Annotated in this window: 23 protein-coding genes; 19 read left to right on the plus strand and 4 right to left on the minus strand. The window is 60.6% G+C overall.

The genetic code is table 11. The features are described 5' to 3' along the window. Positions 1-59: 59 nt before the first annotated feature. A complete protein-coding gene (locus ACTJKS_RS12270) occupies positions 60-1,226 on the minus strand; it encodes an aminotransferase-like domain-containing protein (protein WP_108182127.1) in 1,167 nt (388 codons plus the stop codon). Positions 1,227-1,308: 82 nt separating this feature from the next. Between ACTJKS_RS12270 and ACTJKS_RS12275 the strand changes: the two genes are divergently transcribed. From ACTJKS_RS12275 to ACTJKS_RS12285, 3 genes are all read left to right on the plus strand, one after another. Beyond that, entirely contained in the window at positions 1,309-1,755 is a 447-nt protein-coding gene (locus ACTJKS_RS12275) for a MarR family winged helix-turn-helix transcriptional regulator (protein WP_047293052.1), read from the plus strand. Between the two features lie 298 nt (positions 1,756-2,053). Next, positions 2,054-3,403 carry an NCS2 family permease gene (locus ACTJKS_RS12280; protein WP_041068843.1) on the plus strand — a complete coding sequence of 450 codons (1,350 nt, stop codon included), beginning with the start codon at positions 2,054-2,056 and terminating at the stop codon, positions 3,401-3,403. Positions 3,404-3,492: 89 nt separating this feature from the next. Next, positions 3,493-4,119 (plus strand): LysE family translocator, encoded by a 627-nt coding sequence (locus ACTJKS_RS12285; RefSeq protein ID WP_003223174.1) that lies wholly within the window; start codon positions 3,493-3,495, stop codon positions 4,117-4,119. Between the two features lie 172 nt (positions 4,120-4,291). Here the strand turns inward: ACTJKS_RS12285 and uraH are convergent, their stop codons facing one another. Beyond that, a complete protein-coding gene (gene uraH, locus ACTJKS_RS12290) occupies positions 4,292-4,645 on the minus strand; it encodes a hydroxyisourate hydrolase (RefSeq protein WP_007913983.1) in 354 nt (117 codons plus the stop codon). Between the two features lie 421 nt (positions 4,646-5,066). Between uraH and puuE the strand changes: the two genes are divergently transcribed. From puuE to ACTJKS_RS12330, 8 genes are all read left to right on the plus strand, one after another. Continuing rightward, on the plus strand, positions 5,067-5,993 hold the full coding sequence (gene puuE, locus ACTJKS_RS12295) for an allantoinase PuuE (RefSeq protein WP_039769896.1): 927 nt from the start codon (positions 5,067-5,069) through the stop codon (positions 5,991-5,993). Next, positions 5,990-6,505, plus strand: a complete 516-nt coding sequence (gene uraD, locus ACTJKS_RS12300; protein ID WP_047292945.1) for a 2-oxo-4-hydroxy-4-carboxy-5-ureidoimidazoline decarboxylase — start codon at positions 5,990-5,992, stop codon at positions 6,503-6,505. Before puuE ends, uraD begins: the two co-directional genes overlap by 4 nt. Before the next feature lie 88 nt (positions 6,506-6,593). After that, entirely contained in the window at positions 6,594-7,589 is a 996-nt protein-coding gene (alc, locus tag ACTJKS_RS12305) for an allantoicase (protein ID WP_108182125.1), read from the plus strand. A gap of 150 nt (positions 7,590-7,739) precedes the next feature. Beyond that, positions 7,740-8,243: an ureidoglycolate lyase gene (locus ACTJKS_RS12310; protein WP_041068829.1), complete on the plus strand. Its 504-nt coding sequence runs from the start codon at positions 7,740-7,742 to the stop codon at positions 8,241-8,243. A gap of 51 nt (positions 8,244-8,294) precedes the next feature. Further along, on the plus strand, positions 8,295-9,611 hold the full coding sequence (locus ACTJKS_RS12315; RefSeq protein WP_222015611.1) for a urate hydroxylase PuuD: 1,317 nt from the start codon (positions 8,295-8,297) through the stop codon (positions 9,609-9,611). Positions 9,612-9,890: 279 nt separating this feature from the next. Continuing rightward, complete coding sequence (locus tag ACTJKS_RS12320; protein WP_108182123.1) at positions 9,891-11,249, plus strand: nucleobase:cation symporter-2 family protein; 1,359 nt, start codon at positions 9,891-9,893, stop codon at positions 11,247-11,249. Between the two features lie 159 nt (positions 11,250-11,408). Then, on the plus strand, positions 11,409-12,194 hold the full coding sequence (locus ACTJKS_RS12325) for an outer membrane protein OmpK (protein WP_086794739.1): 786 nt from the start codon (positions 11,409-11,411) through the stop codon (positions 12,192-12,194). Between the two features lie 373 nt (positions 12,195-12,567). Beyond that, complete coding sequence (locus ACTJKS_RS12330) at positions 12,568-13,353, plus strand: outer membrane protein OmpK (protein ID WP_041068818.1); 786 nt, start codon at positions 12,568-12,570, stop codon at positions 13,351-13,353. A gap of 90 nt (positions 13,354-13,443) precedes the next feature. Here the strand turns inward: ACTJKS_RS12330 and ACTJKS_RS12335 are convergent, their stop codons facing one another. After that, entirely contained in the window at positions 13,444-14,616 is a 1,173-nt protein-coding gene (locus ACTJKS_RS12335) for a patatin-like phospholipase family protein (protein WP_440828833.1), read from the minus strand. Positions 14,617-14,651: 35 nt separating this feature from the next. Continuing rightward, complete coding sequence (locus ACTJKS_RS12340) at positions 14,652-15,587, minus strand: lipid A biosynthesis lauroyl acyltransferase (protein ID WP_262948049.1); 936 nt, start codon at positions 15,585-15,587, stop codon at positions 14,652-14,654. 117 nt (positions 15,588-15,704) lie between these two features. Between ACTJKS_RS12340 and minC the strand changes: the two genes are divergently transcribed. From minC to ACTJKS_RS12380, 8 genes are all read left to right on the plus strand, one after another. Continuing rightward, the gene (minC, locus tag ACTJKS_RS12345) at positions 15,705-16,442 is read left to right on the plus strand and encodes a septum site-determining protein MinC (RefSeq protein ID WP_027613349.1); all 738 of its coding nucleotides are present in this window, start codon (positions 15,705-15,707) and stop codon (positions 16,440-16,442) included. A gap of 199 nt (positions 16,443-16,641) precedes the next feature. After that, complete coding sequence (gene minD / locus ACTJKS_RS12350; protein ID WP_007960626.1) at positions 16,642-17,454, plus strand: septum site-determining protein MinD; 813 nt, start codon at positions 16,642-16,644, stop codon at positions 17,452-17,454. Then, a complete protein-coding gene (minE, locus tag ACTJKS_RS12355; protein WP_003223146.1) occupies positions 17,454-17,708 on the plus strand; it encodes a cell division topological specificity factor MinE in 255 nt (84 codons plus the stop codon). The genes minD and minE overlap by 1 nt, the downstream gene beginning before the upstream one ends. Before the next feature lie 130 nt (positions 17,709-17,838). Further along, positions 17,839-18,474 carry an RluA family pseudouridine synthase gene (locus ACTJKS_RS12360; protein ID WP_007960625.1) on the plus strand — a complete coding sequence of 212 codons (636 nt, stop codon included), beginning with the start codon at positions 17,839-17,841 and terminating at the stop codon, positions 18,472-18,474. A gap of 176 nt (positions 18,475-18,650) precedes the next feature. Then, positions 18,651-19,940, plus strand: coding sequence for a M18 family aminopeptidase (locus ACTJKS_RS12365; RefSeq protein ID WP_041068806.1), 1,290 nt, complete (start codon positions 18,651-18,653; stop codon positions 19,938-19,940). 196 nt (positions 19,941-20,136) lie between these two features. After that, complete coding sequence (locus tag ACTJKS_RS12370) at positions 20,137-20,313, plus strand: hypothetical protein (RefSeq protein WP_177327380.1); 177 nt, start codon at positions 20,137-20,139, stop codon at positions 20,311-20,313. 77 nt (positions 20,314-20,390) lie between these two features. Further along, positions 20,391-22,544, plus strand: a complete 2,154-nt coding sequence (locus tag ACTJKS_RS12375) for a mechanosensitive ion channel family protein (RefSeq protein ID WP_440828834.1) — start codon at positions 20,391-20,393, stop codon at positions 22,542-22,544. Between the two features lie 66 nt (positions 22,545-22,610). Continuing rightward, the gene (locus ACTJKS_RS12380) at positions 22,611-23,945 is read left to right on the plus strand and encodes an amidohydrolase (protein WP_262948050.1); all 1,335 of its coding nucleotides are present in this window, start codon (positions 22,611-22,613) and stop codon (positions 23,943-23,945) included. Positions 23,946-24,458 lie beyond the last annotated feature (513 nt).

A 24,458-nucleotide genomic window follows, 5' to 3' on the forward strand; every position in this document is an offset into this window, starting at 1 on the left:
ACTCAGCCACCCCAAATTCCAGTCAAAAATAAACCGGCCCTCGAGCCGGTTTATTTTTTTCAGGCTGCTTTGTCTAGTTGCGCCTGTCTCACCACCGCCGCCAGTCGCTTCAACCCTTCATCCAGTCGCGCCGGGTCGATGTGGCTGAAATTCAAACGCAGGTGCCCGAGGTTTTTATCCGGCTCGGGAAAGAACGGCTCGCCCGGCATGAACGCCACATCATTGGCCAGCGCCTCGTTAAGCAACGTCCGCGTATCCAGCGGTTGCTTCAGCGTCAGCCAGAAGAACAGCCCGCCCTGCGGCATGTTCCAATTCGCCAGATCGGCAAAGTGCGTTTCCAGCGCTGACTGGAAAGCATCCCGCCGCTGCCGGTAAAAGCCGCGCAACTCGCTCAGGTGCTGCTGATATTTTTCACTGCCAATCCATTGCAGCGCCTGCCACTGGCCGATGCGGTTGGTGTGCAGATCCGCCGATTGCTTGAGTTTGAGCAGGTGCGGAAACAGGTCCGGGCTGGCGATCAGGTAGCCGACGCGCAAACCCGGGAGCAAGGTTTTCGACACAGTGCCGGTGTAGATCCAGCTGGCTTTCTTCAAACGCCCGGCAATCGGTTTGGCGCTGCCGCCATCGAACGTCAGTTCGCGATACGGCTCGTCTTCGATCAGGGTCACGCCGAATTCATCGAGCAATGCGGCGACGGCGGCGCGCTTGGCTTCGCTGTAGCGCACGGCGGAGGGGTTCTGGAACGTCGGGATCAGGTAGATGAACGCCGGGCGATGTTGCTCAAGTCGACTGCGCAGTTGCGCCAGGTTCGGGCCGTCGGACTCTTGCGGCACGGTCAGGCAATCGGCGCCGAACAGCTGGAAGATCTGCAACGCGGCCAGGTAGGTCGGGGCTTCCAGAAGAATTTCGGTACCCCTGTCGATGTACAACTTGGCGGCCAGATCGAGGGTCTGCTGGGAACCGCTGACCACCAGCACCTGACTCGCGGTGCACGCCAGACCCAGCGCTCGCGCCTGCGCCGCCAGCGCCTCACGCAGCGCCGGCTCGCCTTCGCTCATGCCGTATTGGCCGAGGGACAGCGGCATGTCGGCCCATTCGACTTTCGGCAGCATGGCTTCGGCGGGCAGGCCACCGGCAAACGACATCACCTCCGGACGCTGGGCGGCGGCGAGGATTTCACGGATCAGAGAACTTTTAAGGCGCGAAACACGTTCGGAAAAAGCCATGGGAGTCACCGGTAGCGAGGCCTGGGAAAAATGAGTCAAACTGGTTGACTGAAACTACGACAGCTTGAGCGAGTACGTCAACATGCTTGACCTTAAAAACCCCGCCAGCCAGCAGCAGGCGATGGAAGCGTTTTTCTTCGGCTATCAGGCGTTCACCGCCAAGGCCGACGAAATGCTCGAACGTCGCGGCCTGTCCCGGGTGCATCAGCGGATTGTGTTTTTCATCGCGCGTTATCCGAATTTGAGCGTGAAGGAGTTGCTGGGATTGCTCGGCGTGAGCAAGCAAGCGCTGAACATGCCGTTGCGCCAGCTGCAGGAAATGCACTTGGTGGACAGCGTGGCGTCGGAGGCGGACAAGCGTAAGCGCCTGCTGGAGCTGACCGTAGAAGGTGCGAAGTTCGAGCAGGCGTTGCGCCGTGAGCAGGTGAAGTTGCTTGAGCGGGTGTTTGCCGAGGCTGGGGAGGCGGCGGTGAATGGGTGGTTGGCGGTGAATATGGCGCTTGGGAGCACTCAGTCACATCTTGATTGACTGAACCGGCCTGATCGCTGGCAAGCCAGCTCCCACAGTGATCGGCAGCGTACACAAAACCTGTGGGAGCTGGCTTGCCATCGATGGGGCCTCTGAGGGCGATATATCCCTATCGCCTGACCTTTCGTAAACAAAACCAAAAACAATATTTGCTTTATTTGTACACAAAAGCATAATCCACTGCGTGCGAGTTCCTGACCGCATGGTCAACAAATTCGCGTATGCCTCAAAGGGCTGCTGCCACCCCTCATGGGTCCGGCCCTGGAAATAACAATAAAACTCTTGAGGAGTACTCGCTGTGGAAAGCCGCAAATCCGAAGCATCGACGCTGGAACTCTCGCCGCCCTTACGCACGGGCGTGCTGGAGCGCATCTTCAAACTCAGCTTGCATGGCACCACGGTGAAGACCGAGCTGATTGCCGGTCTGACAACCTTCATCACCATGGCTTACATCATCTTCGTCAACCCGAACATCATGGCCGATGCCGGGATCGATCACGGTGCAGCCTTCGTCGCCACCTGCATCGCCGCCGCACTCGGCTGCCTGCTGATGGGCCTGTACGCCAACTGGCCGGTGGGCCTGGCACCGGGCATGGGCCTCAATGCATTTTTCACTTACACCGTGGTCGGCACCATGGGCTACAACTGGGAAACCGCGCTCGGTGCGGTGTTCGTTTCCGGTGTACTGTTCATGATCCTGACCTTCTCGCGGATTCGCGAATGGCTGCTCAACAGCATCCCGGTCAGCCTGCGCTTTGCGATGGGCGCCGGTGTCGGTCTGTTCCTCGGGCTGATCGGTCTGAAAACCGCCGGTATCGTCGTCGACAGCCCGGCGACGCTGATCAAGCTCGGCTCCCTGCGTGAACCCGGCCCGCTGCTGGCGGCGATCTGCTTCCTGATGATCGCGATCCTCAGCTACCACAAGGTGTTCGGCGCGATCCTCATCAGCATCATCACCGTGACCCTGGCCGGTTGGGGCCTGGGCATCGTGCACTACTCCGGCATCATGTCGACCCCGCCGAGCCTGGCGCCGACCTTCATGGCAATGAACGTCGCGGGCGTGTTCAACGTCAGCATGATCAGCGTGGTCCTGGCTTTCCTCTTCGTACACATGTTCGACACCGCCGGCACGCTGATGGGCGTCGCCCAGCGGGCCAATCTGGTCAACGCTGACGGGCGTATCGAAAACCTCTCCCGCGCGATGAAAGCCGACAGTGCCTCCAGTGTTTTCGGCGCGGTGGTCGGTGTTCCTCCTGTTACCAGCTATGTGGAAAGTGCCGCTGGCGTAGCCGCTGGTGGTCGGACTGGTCTTACCGCAGTCACCGTGGGTGTGCTATTTATAGCCGCGATGTTTTTCGCACCACTGGCCGGGATGATTCCGGCCTATGCCACCGCCGGTGCACTGATTTACGTCGCGATGCTGATGATGGGCGGCATGGCGCACATCGAATGGGATGAAGCCACTGACGCCATCCCGGCGATCGTCACCGCGATCATGATGCCGCTGACCTTCTCGGTCGCCGACGGCATTGCGCTGGGCTTCATCACCTACGTGGCGTTGAAAGCCGGTACCGGCAAGTACAAGGAAATTTCCGTCAGCCTGTGGGTGCTCTGCGCGATCTTCATCGCCAAGTTCATCTTCTTGTAAGCGTCACGCGGTTCAAGCGTCAAACCAGCCTCACCCTCGCGGGTGGGGCTTTGCACATTCTTGAGTACAACAAAAAAAGGAGCAAAGTGATGAGTCTGGAAACCTGGCTGCTGTTCAGTGGCGCTGCATTGGTGGTGATCCTGATTCCGGGGCCGCTGTCTTTGCTGATGATCAGCAACAGTCTGAATTACGGCTTGCGCCGCTCTTATCCGGCGTTTCTCGGCGGCGTGATCGCCTCGATCTGCCTGCTCAGTGCGTCGGCGCTGGGGTTGGGCGCCCTGTTGCTGGCGTCAGAACAGTTGTTCAGCGCCTTGAAAATCGTCGGTGCGCTGTACCTGTTCTACCTCGCCTGGCAGAGCTGGCAGCAATCGCGTCAGCCAGCGGTGGGCGCCGAAGTGCCGCAGGCCGCACCGGTGCCACGTTTCCGCACCCTGTTTGGCCGGGCCTTCGTCTTGGGCGCCAGCAATCCAAAGGACATTCTGTTTTTCGCCGCGTTTCTGCCGCAGTTCCTCAGCGCGCAACAACCGTTCCTGCCGCAACTGCTGATCATGATCGCGACCTGGGTGGTGCTCGACCTGTGCTGCAAACTGGCTTACGGGCTGGGTGCGCATGGTGCGGCGCGCTATCTGCGTAGCGGCAAGGGGCAGAGCTGGTTCAACCGGGTGAGTGCCGGGTTGTTCAGTGGTGCGGGCGCTGCGTCGCTGTTGAGCCGTTAAAGAGCAAAAGATCGCAGCCTGCGGNGGGATTGCATTCCAAACTGTAGGAGCTGCCGCAGGCTGCGATCTTTTGACTTTAAGGCAGACGAAAAAAAGCCCGCAGTGTGAGCGGGCGAAAGACCAAAGAAGCTATATGCGCAGTCGCTTCCCGGTGGGGGCTGCTGCTTGGGGGTCAGCTGCCCCGGTAGGTGGAATAGCTGTAAGGCGAGATCAGCAGTGGCACGTGGTAGTGATCCTGCTCGGCGGAGATGCCAAAACGCAGCACCACCACGTCCAGAAACGCCGGTTCCGGCAGTTGCACACCACGGGCGCGGTAGTAATCGCCGGCGTGGAACTGCACTTGATAAACCCCCGTGCGGTAGTCATCGCCTTGCAGCAGCGGCGCATCGACCCGACCATCGCTGTTGGTAACGGCACTGGCGACCAATTCCAGGTGCGAACCTTCAACGCGGTACAGCTCGACCTTGATCGAGCTGCCCGGGCAACCGTGTGCAGCGTCCAAAACGTGTGTTGTCAAACGTCCCATTGATTCTGCGCGCCTGGCCGCAAAGAGCAGTCAGACTTCGCGCCTCCCGAAGTCAGGTAATAAGGAGACCGCACCGATTCGGAGCACGAAAAGCTGCGGCGAGCGACTGATTAAGACACTTTTCAAAAAAATTGTACACAATAAAAACGACATTTTTCGCACCACCCCCGCCATTCGGGTGTTTCACCTTGATCTGCTCCTCAGGCGCATGAGTATTGAACCTCACAGCCATTAGCTGACTGATCAGGCAGGTTTCTTGCAGGCTTACGCCATTAGCAGCAAAAGATGACAGTCGGTGAAAAATGCGAAAATTCAGGCTTACAAATTGCGAATAAAGTTGTATACAATCAGCCCATCGCTGTGACGCCAGCCTGCGCAGGCCGTTACACAAACCTGTCAACGAATAAGAAGGAAGACTGCAGTGAGCGCTGACTACCCACGCGACCTGATCGGTTACGGCAGTAACCCTCCTCACCCACACTGGCCGGGCAACGCGCGCATCGCCCTGTCCTTCGTGCTCAATTACGAAGAAGGCGGCGAGCGCAACATCCTGCACGGCGACAAAGAATCCGAAGCCTTTCTTTCCGAAATGGTTGCTGCTCAGCCGCTGCAAGGCGCGCGCAACATGAGCATGGAATCGCTTTACGAGTATGGCAGCCGCGCCGGCGTCTGGCGGATCCTGAAACTGTTCAAGGAATTCGACATTCCGCTGACCATCTTCGCCGTGGCCATGGCCGCCCAGCGCCACCCGGATGTGATCCGCGCGATGGTCGAAGCCGGTCACGAGATCTGCAGCCACGGCTACCGCTGGATCGACTACCAGTACATGGATGAGGCGCAGGAGCGCGAGCACATGCTCGAAGCGATCCGCATCCTCACCGAACTCACTGGCGAACGCCCACTGGGCTGGTACACCGGCCGCACCGGCCCGAACACCCGGCGCCTGGTGATGGAAGAAGGCGGTTTCCTTTACGACTGCGACACCTACGACGACGACCTGCCCTACTGGGAACCGAACAACCCGACCGGCAAGCCGCACCTGGTGATCCCGTACACCCTCGACACCAATGACATGCGCTTCACCCAGGTGCAGGGTTTCAACAAGGGCGACGATTTCTTCGAATACCTCAAAGACGCGTTCGACGTGCTCTACGCCGAGGGCGCCGAAGCGCCGAAGATGCTTTCGATCGGTCTGCACTGCCGCCTGATCGGCCGTCCGGCGCGTCTGGCGTCGCTCAAGCGCTTCATCGAATACGCCAAAAGTCATGAACAGGTGTGGTTCAGCCGTCGCGTCGACATCGCGCGCCACTGGCACGAAACCCATCCGTATCAAGGGGCCGCCAAATGAGCCGCTTTCAAACCCTGCAACCGTCGACCCTGAGTCGCGACGCTTTCGTCAACGCTTTCGCCGACATCTACGAACATTCGCCATGGGTAGCCGAGAAGGCCTACGACCTGGGAGCGGACGCCTCGATCGACGAGATCGAAACCCTGCACCAGCGCATGAGCGACATCTTGTTGAGCGCCGATCACGCCAGTCAACTGGCACTGATCAATGCTCACCCGGACCTGGCCGGCAAAGCCGCCGTCCAGGGCCAACTGACCGAAGCCAGCACCAATGAACAGGCTGGCGCCGGTATTCACCAATGCACGGCCGAAGAGTTCCAGCGCTTCACCGAGCTGAACGACGCCTACAAGGCCAAGTTCAAGTTTCCCTTCATCATGGCGGTAAAAGGCAGCAACCGGCATCAGATCCTCGCGGCGTTCGAAACGCGCATTCACAACTCGGTCGACACCGAATTCAAATGCGCGCTGGCGGAGATCAACAAGATCGCCCTGTTCCGTTTACTGACTCTCTAGCGAAGCCTGGCCCGAGTGCGTCAAACGCGGAGAGCACCCAGGGCCTTGCAAGCATCCCCAGCCAACTTATTAAAGGCAGACAAGAAGAATGAAAGCTTACGCCGTACCTTTCGAGAAGTTCGTCAACCTGGCCGATGCCCGTCTGGGCACCAAAATCATCTCGGTCACCGATGACTGGTTCGCAGACGCCAATCGTCTGTTTCAGCCGACCCCGGCCGTGTGGAAGGAGGGTGTGTTCGACGACAACGGCAAGTGGATGGATGGCTGGGAATCGCGCCGCAAGCGCTTCGAAGGCTACGACAGCGCGGTAATCCGCCTGGGTGTACCAGGTTCGATCAAAGGCGTGGACATCGACACTTCATTCTTCACCGGCAACTTCCCGCCATCGGCCTCGCTGGAAGCATGCTTCCTGGCCTCGGGCGAGCCAGACGAAAACACCCAGTGGACTGAAGTCCTGTCGGCCGTCGAGCTGCAGGGCAACAGCCACCACTACCATGAAATCAGCAACGACAAAGCGTTCAGTCACCTGCGCTTCAACATCTTCCCGGACGGTGGTGTGGCCCGTCTGCGCGTGTACGGTATTCCGTTCCGCGACTGGTCCGCGGTGGGCGACAACGAGCAAGTCGATCTGGCTGCAGCCCTCAACGGCGGCCGCGCCCTCGCCTGCTCCGACGAACACTTCGGCCGCATGAGCAACATCCTCAACCCAGGCCGTGGCATCAACATGGGCGACGGCTGGGAAACCGCACGTCGTCGCACCCCGGGCAATGACTGGGTGATCGTCGCGTTGGGCCATCCGGGCGAGATCGAAAAAATCATCGTCGACACCCTGCACTTCAAGGGCAACTACCCGGACACCTGCTCGATCCAGGGCGCGTTCGTCAAGGGCGGCACCGACAGCCAGATCGAAACCCAGTCGCTGTTCTGGCGCGAACTGCTGCCGAGCCAGAAGCTGGAAATGCACGCCGAACACACCTTCGTCGAGCAGATCAAGGCACTGGGCCCAATCACCCACATCCGCCTGAACGTGTTCCCGGATGGTGGTGTGAGTCGCCTGCGCGTACTCGGCAAGGTCGCGAAGTAATGCTGAGCCTGTAGGAGCTGCCGCAGGCTGCGATCTCTTGATCTTGATCTTAAAAGCAAAATCAAAAGATCGCAGGCTTCGCCAGCTCCTACAGGGATCGCGCAAGACGCACTTAAAAGTTGAACAACACAGAATTCGGAAAAGAACAGCATGCGCACACTACAGATTGAACCGCTGACCAAAGAAGCCTTCGCCCCCTTCGGTGACGTGATCGAAACCGACGGCAGCGACCACTTCATGATCAACAACGGTTCGACCATGCGCTTCCACAAACTGGCGACGGTCGAAACCGCTACGCCTGAGGACAACGCGATCATCAGCATCTTCCGCGCCGACGCGCAGGACATGCCGCTGACCGTGAGCATGCTGGAACGCCATCCGCTGGGCAGCCAGGCTTTCATCCCGCTGCTCGGCAACCCCTTTCTGATCGTGGTCGCGCCACTTGGCGATGTACCTGTATCAGGCTTGGTCCGCGCCTTCGTCACCAACGGCAGGCAGGGCATCAATTACCATCGCGGCGTCTGGCACCACCCGGTGCTGACGATCGAAAAGCGGGATGACTTCCTGGTGGTTGATCGCAGTGGCACAGGCAATAACTGCGATGAGCATTTTTTCAAAGAGGATGAGCGTTTGATCCTCGCCCCCCACCAATAAGAGAAGGTCTGATCACTCGACAACAAGAGTGACAGGCGAGAGGTAAAGACTGTGGAAGCACATCTGTTGGAATGGCTGAACCTGAGCGTGCGCTGGGTTCACATGATCACTGGCGTGGCCTGGATCGGCGCGTCGTTCTACTTCGTCTGGCTGGAGAACAACCTCAACCGCGTCAACCCGAAAACCGGTCTGGCCGGTGATCTGTGGGCAATCCACGGCGGCGGTATCTATCACCTGGAAAAATACAAACTGGCCCCACCGTCGATGCCGGAGAACCTGCACTGGTTCAAATGGGAAGCCTACTTCACCTGGATGTCGGGGATCGCGCTGCTGTGCGTGGTGTTCTACTCCAATCCCGTGCTCTACCTCGTGGCACCCGGCAGCGGCCTGACCGGCCCTGAAGGCGTGGCCATCGGCATCGGTTCGCTGATCGCCGGCTGGTTCATCTACGACTTCCTTTGCGATTCGGCTCTGGGCAAGAAACCCGCCCTGCTCGGCTTCATCCTGTTCGTGCTGATCATCGGCGCGGCGTATGGCTTCAGCAAGGTGTTCAGCGGTCGTGGTGCGTACCTGCACGTCGGCGCGATCATCGGCACCATCATGGTCGGCAACGTGTTCCGCATCATCATGCCGGCGCAGCGTGCACTGGTGGCGGCGATTGCCGAGAACCGTACGCCGGACCCGGCGCTGCCGGCCAAAGGCCTGCTGCGTTCGCGTCACAACAACTACTTCACCCTGCCGGTGCTGTTCATCATGATCAGCAACCACTTCCCGAGCACTTATGGCAGCCAGTACAACTGGTTGATCCTGGCCGGGATCGCGGTGTTGGCGGTGTTGGTACGTCACTACTTCAACACCCGTCACGACAGCCACAAGTTTGCCTGGACCCTGCCCGTGGCAGCGGTGGGCATGATCACCCTGGCGTACGTCACCGGCCCGGCGCCGATGCCGACCGCACCGGACGTGGCCAAGGCACCCGCGAAAATCGAGTACCAACCGCTGCCGGAAACGGCCCTGGGTGGTGGCGCGAAACCGGCTGAAGCGGCGGCACCTGCAGCGCCAGCAGCAGCCCCGGCTGCGGCACCGGCGCAAGCGTCCAGCGCAGGTCCGGCCTTCGACAAGGTGCACAACGTGATCCAGGAACGCTGCGCGGTCTGCCATTCGGCCAAACCGACCAGCCCGTTGTTCAGCGCGGCACCGGCTGGTGTGATGTTTGACACCCCCGAGCAGATCCGCCAGAACGCCGCGCGGATCCAGGCGCAAGCCATCACCACGCAGATCATGCCACTGGGCAACATCACGCAGATGACCCAGCAGGAACGTGACCTGATCGGTGCATGGATCGCCCAGGGAGCCCAGACAAACTGAGCCAGACAAAAGTCTGTGTAAAAGCAGGCTTTTCAGGTGGATGGATTTACCTGTGGTGAGGGGATTTATCCCCGATCGGCGGCGCAGCCGTCGCAAACCTGGCAATCGCAATCTGCCTGATGTACGCGGTTGCAGGTTTTGGGGCTACTTCGTAGCCCATCGGGGATAAATCCCCTCGCCACAAAATGCCTCCAGCCAGGCATATGAATGATGCAAAGAAACAGCTGTGAGCAACCCGACAGCTGTTAATCACAAGAATAAAAAGATCCGAGGTGTTGCATGTCCGAGCTGTCCAAAGCGCGCATCCCCGACGCACCCGCCATTCAGCGTTTGCCCCTTTTGCAACTGATCCTGATCGGTTTGCAACATGTTCTGCTGATGTACGGCGGTGCCATCGCGGTGCCGTTGATCATCGGACAGGCCGCTGGCCTGAGTCGTGAAGAAATCGCCTTCCTGATCAACGCCGACCTGCTGGTCGCCGGTATCGCCACCATCGTCCAGTCGCTCGGGATCGGCCCGATGGGCATCCGCATGCCGGTGATGATGGGCGCCAGTTTCGCGGCGGTCGGCAGCATGGTCGCCATGGCCGGCATGCCCGGTATCGGTCTGCAAGGGATCTTCGGTGCGACCATCGCCGCCGGATTCTTCGGCATGCTCATCGCGCCGTTCATGTCCAAGGTCGTGCGCTTCTTCCCGCCGTTGGTGACTGGCACGGTCATCACTTCGATCGGTCTGTCGCTGTTCCCCGTGGCCGTGAACTGGGCCGGTGGCGGGGCCGCTGCGGCGCAGTTCGGCTCACCGATTTATCTGGCCATCGCCGCGCTGGTGCTGGCGACCATTTTGTTGATCCACCGCTTCATGCGCGGCTTCTGGGTCAATATTTCCGTGCTGATCGGCATGTGCCTGGGCTACGTGCTCTGCGGCGCCATCGGCATGGTCGACCTCAGCGGCATGGCCAACGCGCCATGGGTTCAGTTCGTCACCCCGCTGCACTTCGGCATGCCGAAATTCGAACTGGCGCCAATTCTGTCGATGTGCCTGGTGGTGGTGATCATCTTCGTCGAGTCCACCGGGATGTTCCTCGCGCTGGGCAAAATCACCGGTCAGGAAGTCTGCCCACGGATGCTGCGTCGCGGCCTGCTGTGCGATGCCGGCGCCTCGTTCGTCGCCGGTTTCTTCAACACCTTCACTCACTCCTCGTTCGCGCAGAACATCGGCCTGGTGCAGATGACCGGCGTGCGTTGCCGTTCGGTGACCATCGTTGCCGGTGGCCTGCTGATCGTGCTCAGCCTGCTGCCGAAAGCCGCATTCCTGGTGGCGTCGATTCCGCCGGCGGTGTTGGGCGGTGCGGCGATCGCGATGTTCGGCATGGTTGCTGCCACCGGGATCAAGATCCTGCAAGAAGCCGACATCGGCGACCGGCGTAATCAATTGCTGGTGGCGGTGAGCATCGGCATGGGCCTGATCCCGGTGGTGCGTCCGGAGTTCTTCGCGCATCTGCCGCTGTGGATGAGCCCGATCACCCACAGTGGCATCGCCATGGCCACGCTCAGCGCGCTGACGTTGAATCTGCTGTTCAACATCCTCGGCGGCGCCGAACGCGCCGCGATCAACGACTGCCACGCACACCAGCATTAACCAAGTCACCACAAAACCTTGTGGGAGCGAGCCTGCTCGCGAAAGCGTTGTGTCATTCAACAGTGATGGCGACTGACACGCCCTCTTCGCGAGCAAGCTCGCTCCCACAGGGATTGTGCAACACCCTGCCTCAACAATAAAAACAAGAGGGAGCAACAGATGATTCGCACGCAAACCAACGTTCTGTTGAGTGGCGGCCTGCTGGCCGCGAGTCAGGCCATGGCCGGCGATTTACTGCTGTGGCAGACCAACAGCCTGAGTTACCTGTACGGCAAGAACTTCGCGATCAACCCGTCGATCCAGCAGACGGTGACGTTCGAGCACGCCGACAAGTGGAAGTACGGCGACAACTTCCTGTTCGTCGACAAGATCTTCTACAACGGCCAGGAAGACCGCAACAAAGGCCCGCACACCTTCTACGGCGAATTCACTCCGCGCTTCTCGTTCGGCAAGATCTTCGACCGGAAAATCGAGTTCGGGCCGATCAAGGACGTGCTGCTGGCGATGACCTACGAGTACGGCGAAGGCGACAGCGAAGCCTACCTGATCGGCCCCGGCTTCGACCTGAAAGTGCCCGGTTTCAACTACGTGACCCTGAACATTTTCCGCCGCCAGACCGAAGGCCCGCGCCCTGGCGACGGCGTGTGGCAGATCACTCCGGGCTGGTCGTACAGCGTGCCGCTGGGCAACTCCGACCTGCTGATCGATGGCTATCTGGACTGGGTGGTCGATAACGATCAGAACTCGCGCGGCACTTACCACGCCAACCTGCACATCAATCCGCAGATCAAATACGACCTCGGCAAAGCCTTGGGCTGGAGCCAGAAGCAGCTGTACGTCGGCACCGAATACAGCTATTGGAAGAACAAATATGGCGTCGAAAGCAGCCACAACCTCGACACCAACCAGAACACCGCCAGCCTGCTGGTGAAGGTGCACTTCTGAGATGGCCCGCAACCGTGCCCCATACCTGTCGTCGGTGCTCTGTTGCGGGGCACTTGAGAGCTGGCCGAGGAGTCAGTATTCTCCGCGGCCTCTTGAATTCGGTCTAAAAAAAAGCCCGGATTTAATTCCTGACCGACGAGCCAACTTATCCCGGCCCCGGTCAGTACCGAGGCATCCCGAAAACACGCGCAATCGACTGTTTTTCAGCAGCCGAACGGGCGTTTTTTTGCTTTTCGAAAGCGTTGGCCCAGCTCTTGCTATCACCAGCGAAGCTGACCGATCGGATGACTTTTGCAGCAACGAAAAAAGGCGCCACACCAGAGCGCCGATCTTAAAAAAATAAACGTGGAACACCTACTTTGGGAGCAACCGAATGAAACGTATGTGCACCAGCCTGATGCTCGCGGGATCGATGCTGGCCGGCGGCCAGGCCATGGCCGACGGCCTGCTGCAATGGCAGAACAACAGCCTGACCTACCTCTACGGCAAAGACTTCAAGGTCAACCCGGCGATCCAGCAGACCGTCACCTTCGAGCACGCCGATGCCTGGAAGTACGGGGATAACTTCCTGTTCATCGACAAGATCTTCTACAACGGCAAGCCAGACGGTGGCGTCGGCAACAACACCTATTACGGTGAATTCCAGCCGCGCATCTCGCTGGGCAAAGTCCTCGACCAGAAGCTCGAATTCGGTCCGATCAAAGACGTGCTGCTGGCGATGACTTACGAGTTCGGTGAAGGCGACGTCGAGTCGTACCTGATCGGTCCTGGCTTCGACCTGGCGATCCCGGGTTTCGACTACTTCCAGCTGAACTTCTACCAGCGCCACACCGACGGCTCGCGTCCGGGTGACAACGTCTGGCAGATCACGCCGGTCTGGTCCTACACCATCCCGGTCGGCAGCTCGAACGTGCTGATCGACGGTTACATGGACTGGGTGGTCGACAACGACGTCAACAGCAAAGGCGAATACCACGCCAACCTGCACTTCAACCCACAGGTCAAATACGACCTGGGCAAGGCGCTGCATTTCGGCGAGAAGCAGCTGTACGTCGGTGTTGAATACGACTACTGGAAAGACAAGTACGGGATCGACGACACCCGTGGCTTCACCACCAATCAGAACGTGACCAGCTTCCTGGTGAAGTTCCACTTCTGATCTTAAAAGCTTCGCGAGCAGGCTCGCTCCCACATTCGACCGAGTTCCAATGTGGGAGCGAGCCTGCTCGCGAAGGCTTCACCGCAAATCTCAGGCCGGAACCACCGCCTCGGTGATCCCCAGAAACCGGCACAGCTCCTCGCGCTTGGCCAACGCATCGCGCCGTCCCAGGTCGATCAGCTCGCTGCAATACCCCGCCTCGAACAGCAGATAACTCAGCACCCCTGCCCCACTCGTTTTCGTCGCCCCCGGGCCGCGCAAGAACAAACGCAACGCCGCCGGTAACTCCTGGCGATGCCGCGCGGCGATCTCGTCGATCGGCTGACTCGGCGCAATCACCAGCACGTCCACTGGCGCCACGCCCAACTCACGAGTCGGCACGCCATCGGGCATCAGTCGACTGAACTGATTCAGACGCTGGAGCAACTCGATGTCGCTTTCCAGACTGTCAATGAACGTGCTGTTGAGCATGTGCCCGCCGATCTGCGCCAGCGTCGGCTGCTGCCCGGTGTAGGCGCGCTCCAGCGGCTGCTGCGGATCAAAACCGCGCGGGTTGCCGCTCACACCCACCACCAGCACCCGACTCGCACCCAGGTGCAGCGCCGGGCTGATCGGTGCCGATTGGCGGACTGCGCCGTCGCCGAAATATTCCTCACCGATTTTCACCGGGGCAAACAGCAACGGGATCGCCGAACTGGCCAGCAAATGGTCCACCGACAATTGCGCCGGCACGCCGATCCGTCGATGGCGCAACCACGCATCGATCTTGCCGCCGCCCTGATAGAAGGTCACCGCCTGCCCCGATTCGTAGCCGAACGCGGTCACCGCCACCGCATGCAATTGCTTGCGGGCGATGGATTCGGCGATGCCGGGCATGTGTAGTTTTTCATTGAGCAGGTCGCGCAGCGGCGAACTGTTGAGCAGCGCCACCGGCAGTTGCCGACCGATGCCGAGCAGACTGTGACTGACAAAGCGGCTGGCCTGACGGATCGCCCCGGGCCAATCGCTGCGCAGCACCCGATGACTGCGAAAGCCTTGCCAGAACAGAGTGAGACGTTCGATGGCCGCGCGAAAATCGGTGGCGCCGCTGGCCAGGCTGACCGCATTGATCGCCCCGGCCGAAGTGCCGACGATCACCGGAAACGGATTGTCCGCGCCCAGCGGCAGCAATTCGGCAATCGCCGCCAGCACCCCCACCTGATACGCCGCCCGAGCCCCGCCGCCGGAAAGAATCAAACCTGTGACCGGTTCAGCTGGGCTCATCGCAACGCTCCGTGGTGCTTGAAAGGGTGAGTGAATCAGCCGCGCCGTTTCCGGTAAAGCTTCGGCTCGCCCGGTGGACGGCTCTTGAAGCGGCGGTGCGCCCACAAGTATTGCTCAGGGCAGGCGCGCAAGGCGCTTTCCACCCACTGGTTGATGCGGATGCAGTCGGCCTCTTCGGTTTCACCCGGAAAGTCTTCCAGCGGCGGATGAATCACCAGCTTGTAACCGCTGCCGTCGGCCAGACGCTCCTGAGTGAACGGCACCACCAGCGCTTTACCCAAACGGGCAAACTTGGTGGTCGCAGTCACAGTCGCTGCCTGAATGCCGAACAGCGGCACAAAGATACTCTGCTTGGCGCCATAGTCCTGATCCGGCGCGTACCAGATCGCCCGGCCCGAACGCAGCAGCTTGAGCATGCCGCGCACGTCGTCACGCTCCACCGCCAGCGAATCGAGGTTGTGCCGCTCGCGGCCGCGACGCTGGACGAAGTCGAACAACGGGTTCTTGTGCTCGCGGTACATGCCGTCGATGGTGTGCTGCTGGCCGAGCAGCGCCGCGCCGATTTCCAGGGTGGTGAAGTGCGCGGCCATGAGGATCACGCCCTTGCCTTCGCGCTGGGCCTTTTGCAGATGCTCCAGGCCTTCGACGTGGGCCAGTTTGGCCAGACGCTCACGGGACCACCACCAGCTCATCGCCATTTCAAAGAAGGCGATGCCGGTGGAGGCGAAGTTTTCCTTGAGCAGGCGTTTGCGCTCGGCAGCGGATTTTTCCGGGAAGCACAGCTCCAGATTACGCTTGGCGATGCGCCGCCGGTCGCCGGCCACGCGATACATCAATGCGCCCAGCACACGACCGATCGTCAGTAAGACCGCATAGGGCAACTGCACGACCAGCCACAACAGCGCCAGACCGCACCAGAGCGGCCAGAAGCGGGGAGAAAGATAGGCTCTTCGAAAACGCGGGCGATCCATTAAAGCTTCCGTAAATTCAGTGGCCGCGCATTCTACATCGTTCGACCCGGCTTGCGGCTCGCGGGCGTTCTCGTTATAAGTCTCGGCACTTTTAGTGACAAGCCGTTGTATGCCGATATGAGCCAAAACGAATCGCCAGACCGAGATCCCGTGTTCCAGTTGAAGGGCAGCATGCTGGCCATCACGGTGCTGGAACTGTCCCGCAACGACCTCGACAGCCTTGATCGGCAACTGGCCGCCAAAGTCGCCCAGGCGCCGAATTTCTTCAGCAATGCACCGTTGGTCCTGGCGCTGGACAAACTGCCGCCCGGCGAAGGCGCGGTCGATCTGCCCGGGCTGATGCGCGTGTGCCGCCAACATGGCCTGCGCACCCTGGCAATCCGCGCCAGCCGTATCGAAGACATCGCTGCCGCCATCGCCATCGACATCCCGGTGCTGCCGCCGTCCGGCGCCCGCGAGCGACCGCTGGAAGCGCCGGAACCGGAAGTCAAAAAGAAGCCGGAAAAGCCGCCGGAGCCGACGGTCAAACCGACCCGCGTCATCACCACGCCAGTACGTGGTGGCCAACAGATATATGCCCAGGGTGGCGATCTGGTGGTGGTGTCCTCGGTCAGTCCGGGGGCGGAACTTCTGGCCGATGGCAACATCCATGTATACGGCCCGATGCGCGGTCGCGCACTGGCCGGCGTCAAAGGCGACACCAAGGCCCGGATTTTCTGTCAGCAATTGAGCGCTGAACTGATCTCCATCGCCGGGCATTACAAGGTTTCCGAAGATTTGCGCCGCGATCCACTGTGGGGCTCCGGCGTACAGGTCAGCCTGTCGGCCGACGTGTTGAACATCATTCGGCTTTAACGGATACTGCCGCATTTTCCAAGCATCTCTAAAACGTAGCGAAAACGGCTCAAACGAAGTAGGAAAAAGGATCAAGGAGCGTTTGCCCCCGGCAATTGCGACTTGCGCCGAATTCCAGCCAAGGCTGTCCGACTGCAGTAGTTTTCAAGAGATGTTTTTCAGGGGCTAAACAGTCCTTCTTCCTTAGGGGTGAAACACCTTGGCCAAGATTCTCGTGGTTACATCCGGCAAGGGTGGTGTGGGTAAGACCACCACCAGCGCCGCTATCGGTACCGGCCTCGCTCTGCGCGGCCACAAAACAGTGATCGTCGACTTCGACGTGGGCCTGCGTAACCTCGACCTGATCATGGGTTGCGAGCGTCGCGTGGTGTACGACTTCGTCAACGTGGTCAACGGCGAAGCCAACCTGCAGCAGGCCCTGATCAAAGACAAGCGCCTGGAAAACCTCTACGTGCTGGCCGCCAGCCAGACCCGCGACAAAGACGCGCTGACCCAGGAAGGCGTGGAAAAAGTCCTGATGCAGTTGAAGGAAGACTTCGACTTCGTGGTCTGCGACTCCCCGGCAGGCATCGAGAAAGGCGCACACCTGGCGATGTACTTCGCCGACGAAGCGATCATCGTGACCAACCCGGAAGTGTCCTCGGTACGTGACTCCGACCGCATGCTCGGCCTGCTGGCCAGCAAATCGCGTCGTGCCGAACTCGGCGAAGAGCCGATCAAGGAACACCTCCTGCTGACCCGTTATAACCCGCAGCGCGTCAGCGATGGCGAGATGCTGGGCGTCGAAGACGTCAAGGAAATCCTGGCCGTGACCCTGCTGGGCGTCATCCCTGAGTCGCAGGCGGTCCTGAAGGCTTCCAACTCGGGCGTTCCAGTGATTCTCGACGACCAGAGCGATGCCGGTCAGGCCTACAGCGATGCCGTTGATCGTCTGCTGGGCAAAGAAAAAGAACATCGTTTCCTCGATGTTACGAAGAAGGGATTCTTCGAGCGCCTGTTTGGAGGTAGGTAATGAACCTTTTTGACTTCTTTCGTGCCAACAAAAAGCCAAGTACCGCCTCGGTAGCGAAAGAGCGTCTACAGATCATCGTGGCGCATGAGCGCGGCCAGCGCAGCACGCCGGATTACCTGCCAGCCTTGCAGAAGGAACTGGTCGACGTGATCCGCAAGTACGTCAACATCGGCAACGACGACGTACATGTTGCACTGGAAAGCCAGGGCAGTTGCTCGATTCTGGAACTCAACATCACCCTGCCTGATCGCTGAGTCGATCCGGCAGTCGCTACGGCGGCTCGGGCTGCTGATGCTCGTGTAGGAGCTGCCGAAGGCTGCGATCNCTCCTACAGGGTTATCAGCAGCCTGAGCCGCCGTTGGCATTTGTTACGAGGCTGTTTTAATGCCGTTGTCCAACATCCGCATCATCCATCAGGACGCCGCTGTACTGGTGGTCGACAAGCCGACCTTGCTGCTCTCGGTGCCCGGTCGCGCCGACGACAACAAGGACTGCCTGATCACCCGCCTGCAGGAAAACGGCTACCCGGAAGCGCGTATCGTCCATCGTCTGGACTGGGAAACCTCCGGCATCATTCTGCTGGCCCGTGACGCCGACACCCACCGCGAATTGTCGCGGCAGTTTCACGACCGCGAAACCGAAAAGGCCTACACCGCCCTGGCCTGGGGTCAGCCGGAACTGGACAGCGGCAGCATCGATTTGCCGCTGCGCTACGACCCACCGACCAAACCGCGCCACGTGGTCGACCACGAATTCGGCAAACACGCACTGACCTTCTGGCGCGTACTGGAACGTTGCGGCGACTGGTGCCGCGTCGAACTGACGCCAATCACCGGGCGCTCGCATCAGTTGCGCGTGCACATGCTGTCCATCGGGCACCCGTTGCTGGGCGACGGGCTCTACGCCCACGAACAGGCCCTCGCCGCCTGGCCGCGCCTGTGCCTGCACGCCAGCATGCTCAGCTTCACCCATCCGCAAACCGGCGAGCGTCTGCGCTTCGAGTGCCCTGCGCCGTTCTGACAAGCACCGCCGAACCCATGTGGGAGCGAGCCTGCTCGCGAAAGCAATTGATNTCAGCACCAATGTTGAATGTCATAGCGCTTTCGCGAGCAGGCTCGCTCCCACAGGGATCCGGTTCGGATTCAATTCCCCGGCCGATGCGTTAAACTCGCGCCCATTGCTGTCTGGAGCTTCTTATGCGCGAAGAGTTGAACCAAGGCCTGATCGACTTCCTCAAGGCCTCCCCTACCCCGTTCCACGCCACCGCCAGCCTTGTTCAGCGTCTGGAGGCCGCCGGTTACGTGCGCCTCGACGAGCGCGAGCCATGGACCACCGAGGCCAACGGCCGCTATTACGTCACCCGTAACGACTCCTCGATCGTCGCGATCAAAATGGGCCGCAACTCGCCGTTGCACGACGGTATCCGCCTGGTCGGCGCCCACACCGACAGCCCGTGCCTGCGGGTCAAGCCGCAACCGGAACTGCAACGTCAGGGCTTCTGGCAACTGGGCGTTGAAGTCTACGGCGGCGCACTGCTGGCGCCGTGGTTCGACCGCGACCTGTCGCTGGCCGGCCGCGTCACCTTCCGTCGCGACGGCAAGGTCGAAAGCCAGTTGATCGACTTCAAGGCACCGATCGCGATCATTCCCAACCTGGCTATTCACCTCAACCGTGAAGCCAACCAAGGCTGGGCGATCAACGCACAGACCGAGCTGCCGCCGATCCTCGCGCAGTTCGCCGGTGACGAGCGCGTCGACTTCCGTGCGGTACTGACCGATCAACTGGCTCGCGAACACGGCCTGAACGCCGACGTGGTGCTGGATTACGAGCTGAGTTTCTACGACACCCAGAGCGCGGCGGTCATCGGCCTGCATGGCGACTTCATCGCCGGCGCGCGCCTCGACAATCTGCTGTCGTGCTACGCCGGCCTGCAAGCCCTGCTCAGCGCCGACACCGAAGAAACCTGCGTGCTGGTGTGCAACGACCACGAAGAAGTCGGCTCCTGCTCGGCGTGCGGTGCCGATGGCCCGATGCTCGAACAGACCCTGCGCCGCCTGCTGCCGGAAGGCGACGAGTTCGTGCGCACCATTCAAAAATCGCTGCTGGTCTCAGCCGACAACGCCCACGGCGTACACCCCAACTACGCCGAGAAGCACGACGCCAACCACGGCCCGAAACTCAACGCCGGCCCGGTGATCAAGGTCAACAGCAACCAGCGCTACGCCACCAACAGCGAAACCGCCGGATTCTTCCGCCACTTGTGCATGGCCGAAGAAGTGCCGGTACAGAGCTTCGTGGTGCGCAGTGACATGGGTTGCGGTTCGACCATCGGCCCGATCACCGCCAGCCACCTGGGCGTGCGCACCGTCGATATCGGTCTGCCGACCTTCGCCATGCACTCGATCCGCGAACTGTGCGGCAGCCATGACCTGGCACACCTGGTCAAAGTGCTGAGCGCGTTCTACGCCTCCCGCGAGTTGCCGTAATCGCTAAACGATCATCTTTCGGGATGATCACAAATCCCTGCAGGAGCTGCCGCAGGCTGCGATCTTTTGATCTTGTTTTTTGCAGTTCAAAAGCAAGATCAAAAGATCGCAGCCTGCGGCAGCTCCTACACAGATCAATACAGTTTCAAAGAAACCGACCTAGACTTACATCATCCCCTTCGACAAGGCAGTCTCCATGATCTCGATGTCTTCGTTCCACGCCATGCTCGTCCCGATCCTGAGCGGGATGATCCTGCTGGCCATCGGCTTCAACTTCCGCGACAAGAACGCCGGCGTCTTCGCCATGTGGATCGGCATGCTTATGATCCTGGCGACCGTGGTCTACAAGATCCTCGCCAAACTCAACGAATAAATCCGCGCCCGGCTCGCATTGATTCTGACTGCCTCGTACACTCGCTCAATTCGCCCCTTTGCGAGGTTGACCGCCTAGTGTTCGCTCGTCTGTTTGCTCTGCCCTGCCTGTTCCTTGTCTGCCTGATGACGCTGCTGCCGCTGGCCCCTGCCCACGCGGTCGGCTTGCCGGGGCTGCTCAACTCCACCAAGGCGCAGCCCGAGGCGCAGGAACCGTTGGGACAGTCGCTGGATGAAGTCATCAAGTCGCTGGAAAACGACAAGCAACGCGCACAGTTGCTGAGCGATCTGAAAAAGCTGCGCGACGCCACCAAGAAAGCCCAGGTTTCACCGGAAGAAGGCGTGCTGGGCCTGATTGGCGGCACGCTGGCCAGTTTCGAGAAGCAGTTCTCCGGCGACGACAGTCCGCTGACCCGCTGGTCCGACGAGTTCGATCTGGCCAGGGACGAACTCGATAACCTGATGTTGCCGGCCAGCGAGTGGCTGCCGATCATCTTCGGCTTCGCAGTGATCCTGATGGTCTGGAGCCTGCTCGCCGCCGCGCTGATCTGGCTCGGTCACCGGGTGCGCATGCGCTTCGGCCTGACCGAAGAACTGCCGCAGCACCCCAAGGCCCTCGACATGCTGCGCTTCGCCCTGCGCAAGCTCGGGCCATGGTTGATCGCGTTGGTCATCACCGTTTACATGAGCTACGCGCTGCCCTCGTCATTGGGCAAGAGCCTGGCGATGGTGCTGGCGTATGCGCTGGTGGTCGGCACCTGTTTCTCGGCGATCTGCGTGATCGCCTTCTCGCTGCTCGACGGCCCGCACCGGCATCGGGCGCTGTACATCCTGCGGCATCAGGCCTTCCGTCCGCTGTGGCTGATCGGCAGCTTCGCCGCGTTCGGTGAAGCGCTTAACGATCCGCGCCTGGTGGAAAGCCTCGGCGTGCATTTGGCGCACACCACCGCGACCGTCACCAACGTCCTGGCGGCGCTGTTCACCGGGCTGTTCATCCTGCGTTTCCGCCGGCCAATCGCCCATCTGATCCGCAATCAGCCGTTGTCCCGTCGCCTGACCCGCCGCGCCCTCAGCGACACCATCGATATCCTCGGCACCTTCTGGTACGTGCCGGCGCTGTTGCTGGTCGGGATCTCGCTGTTCGCCACCTTCGTCTCCGCCGGCGACACCAGCACCGCCCTGCGCCAGTCACTGATCTGCACGGTGCTGCTGGTGATGTGCATGGTGATCAACGGTCTCGTGCGCCGGCACTCACTCAAACCGCAACGCGGGCCGAAGCGCCATGCGCTGTACTCGGAGCGTCTGAAAAGCTTCTTCTACACCCTCGCCCACCTGCTGGTGTGGCTGACCTTCATCGAACTCGGCCTGCGCGTATGGGGCAAATCGCTGATCGGTTTTGCCGAGGGCGAAGGGCACGACGTCAGCGTCAAACTGTTCAGCCTGATCGGTACGCTGATTTTCTCCTGGCTGATCTGGATCCTTGCCGACACCGCCGTGCATCACGCCCTCACCCGCTCGCGCAAAGGCCTGGCGAATGCCCGCGCACAGACGATGATGCCGCTGATCCGCAACGTGCTGTTCGTGGCGATTTTCATCATTGCGCTGATCGTCGCCCTGGCGAACATGGGCATGAACGTTACGCCACTGCTGGCCGGTGCCGGTGTGATCGGTCTGGCCATCGGTTTCGGTGCGCAGTCGCTGGTGGCGGATTTGATCACCGGCCTGTTCATCATCATCGAAGACTCGCTGGCCATTGATGACTACGTGGATGTCGGCGGCCACCTCGGCACCGTCGAAGGCCTGACCATCCGCACCGTGCGCCTGCGCGATATCGACGGCATCGTTCACACCATCCCGTTCAGCGAAATCAAAAGCATCAAGAACTACTCCCGCGAGTTCGGCTACGCGATTTTCCGCGTGGCGGTGCCGTACAACATGGAAATCGACGACGCGATCAAACTGATGCGCGAAGTCGGCCAGAAAATGCGCACCGACCCGCTGCAACGGCGCAACATCTGGTCACCGCTGGAGATTCAGGGCGTGGAAAGTTTCGAGTCCGGCAGCGCGATTCTGCGCGCGCGGTTCAAGACCGCGCCGATCAAACAATGGGAAGTTTCCCGCGCGTTCAACCTGTCGCTCAAACGCCATCTGGACGAAGCCGGACTCGATCTGGCGACGCCACGCATGAGTGTGCAGGTCATCACTGCCGGTGGTGGCCAGCCGAAGGAATAGCACTTCGCGCAGACAGTCGGGTCACAGGCAGGGAAGCCAGAAAAACAACAACCATGGAGAAACCCGATGCAGCTGACACGTATCGCCCAGACTGTTCTGTTCACCCTGCTGGCCGGCACCGCCAGCGCCGCCACCCTGGACAGCACCCGCGAACAGATCGCCACGCAAGCCAAGGCACTTGAACCGGAGCTGCTGGAAACCCGCCGCGACATCCACGCGCATCCGGAACTGGGCAACACCGAAACACGCACCTCTGAACTGGTCGCCAAACAGCTCAAGGCCATGGGCCTGGAGGTCAAAACCAACGTCGCCCGCACCGGCGTGGTCGCCATCCTCAAAGGCGCCCTGCCCGGCCCGACCGTGGCCCTGCGCGCCGACATGGACGCATTGCCGGTCAAGGAAGTCGCCGACCTGCCCTTCGCCTCGAAAGCCAAAGGCACCTACCTCGGCAAAGAAGTCGACGTGATGCACGCCTGCGGCCACGACGCCCACACCGCGATCCTGCTGAGCACAGCGAAAATCCTCACGGGCATGCGCGACACCCTGCCCGGCACCGTGGTGTTCTACTTCCAGCCCGCCGAAGAAGGCCCGAGCGACTTCATCCCCGACGGCAAAAACACCTGGGGCGCGAAAATGATGGTGCAGGAAGGCGTGATGAAATCACCCAAACCCGACGCCGTCTTCGGTCTGCACGTCTGGGCCGGCGTCCCCGCCGGCCAGATCGCCTATCGTCCCGGCGCCACCCTGGCCAGCTCCGACGACCTGCGCATCAAAATCCTCGGCAAACAAACCCACGCCGGCCGCCCGTGGGACGGCATCGACCCGATCACCGTCGGCGCGCAAACCATCGTCGGCCTGCAAACCGTGGTCAGCCGCCGTACCGATATTTCGTCCTATCCGTCGGTGGTCAGCATCGGCACCATCAATGGTGGCACCCGCTACAACATCATCCCCGAGTCCGTGGACATGAGCGGCACCATCCGCTCCTACGACTACGGCATCCGCCAGAAACTCCACGCCGACGTACGCCAGACCGTCGAAAAAATCGCCGAAAGCGGCGGCGCGAAAGCCGACGTGACCATCATCGAAAAATACGACCCCACGATCAACAACCCGGCACTGACGGAAAAAATGCTGCCGACGTTGAAGTGGGCAGCCAAGGATGACGTGGTCAATGCACCGTTGGTGGGCGGCGCGGAAGACTTCTCGTTCTTCGCCAAGGAAGTGCCGGGGTTGTTCGTATTTCTCGGCGTGACACCACGGGATCAGGATATGAGCAAGGCCGCGCCGAATCATAATCCGGGGTTCTTTGTGGATGAGTCGGCGCTGGTGGTTGGGGTGAGGACGATGGCGTCGCTGGCGACGGATTATTTGTATGGGAATGCTGAGCTGGCCAGATAGAGATGAAGTGATTGTGGGGGCGACTTCGCGAGCAGGCTCGCTCCCACAGTTGATTGGATGTATTCGGTTGGAGATTGGTCGGCTGTCAGGCCGCCATCACTGGCAAGCCAGCTCCCCCAGTTGGATTGAGTGCAGGCAGTTGGAGATTGGTCGGCTGGGAGGTCACCATCACTGGCAGGCCAGCTCCCACAGAGAGATTGGGTGCAGGCAGTTAGAGATTGGTCGGCTGTCAGGCCGCCATCACTGGCAAGCCAGCTCCCACAGTTGGATTGAGTGCAGGCAGTTGGAGATTGGTCGGCTGGGAGGTCACCATCACTGGCCGGCCAGCTCCCACAGAGAGATTGGGTGCAGGCAGTTAGAGATTGGTCGGCTGTCAGGCCGCCATCGCTGGCAAGCCAGCTCCCACAGTTGGATTGAGTGCAGGCAGTTGGAGATTGGTCGGCTGGGAGGTCACCATCACTGGCAGGCCAGCTCCCACAGAGAGATTGGGTGCAGGCAGTTAGAGATTGGTCG

The sequence above is a fragment of the Pseudomonas sp. 22189 genome, assembly GCF_052045635.1.
Lineage (GTDB): Bacteria > Pseudomonadota > Gammaproteobacteria > Pseudomonadales > Pseudomonadaceae > Aquipseudomonas > Aquipseudomonas parakoreensis.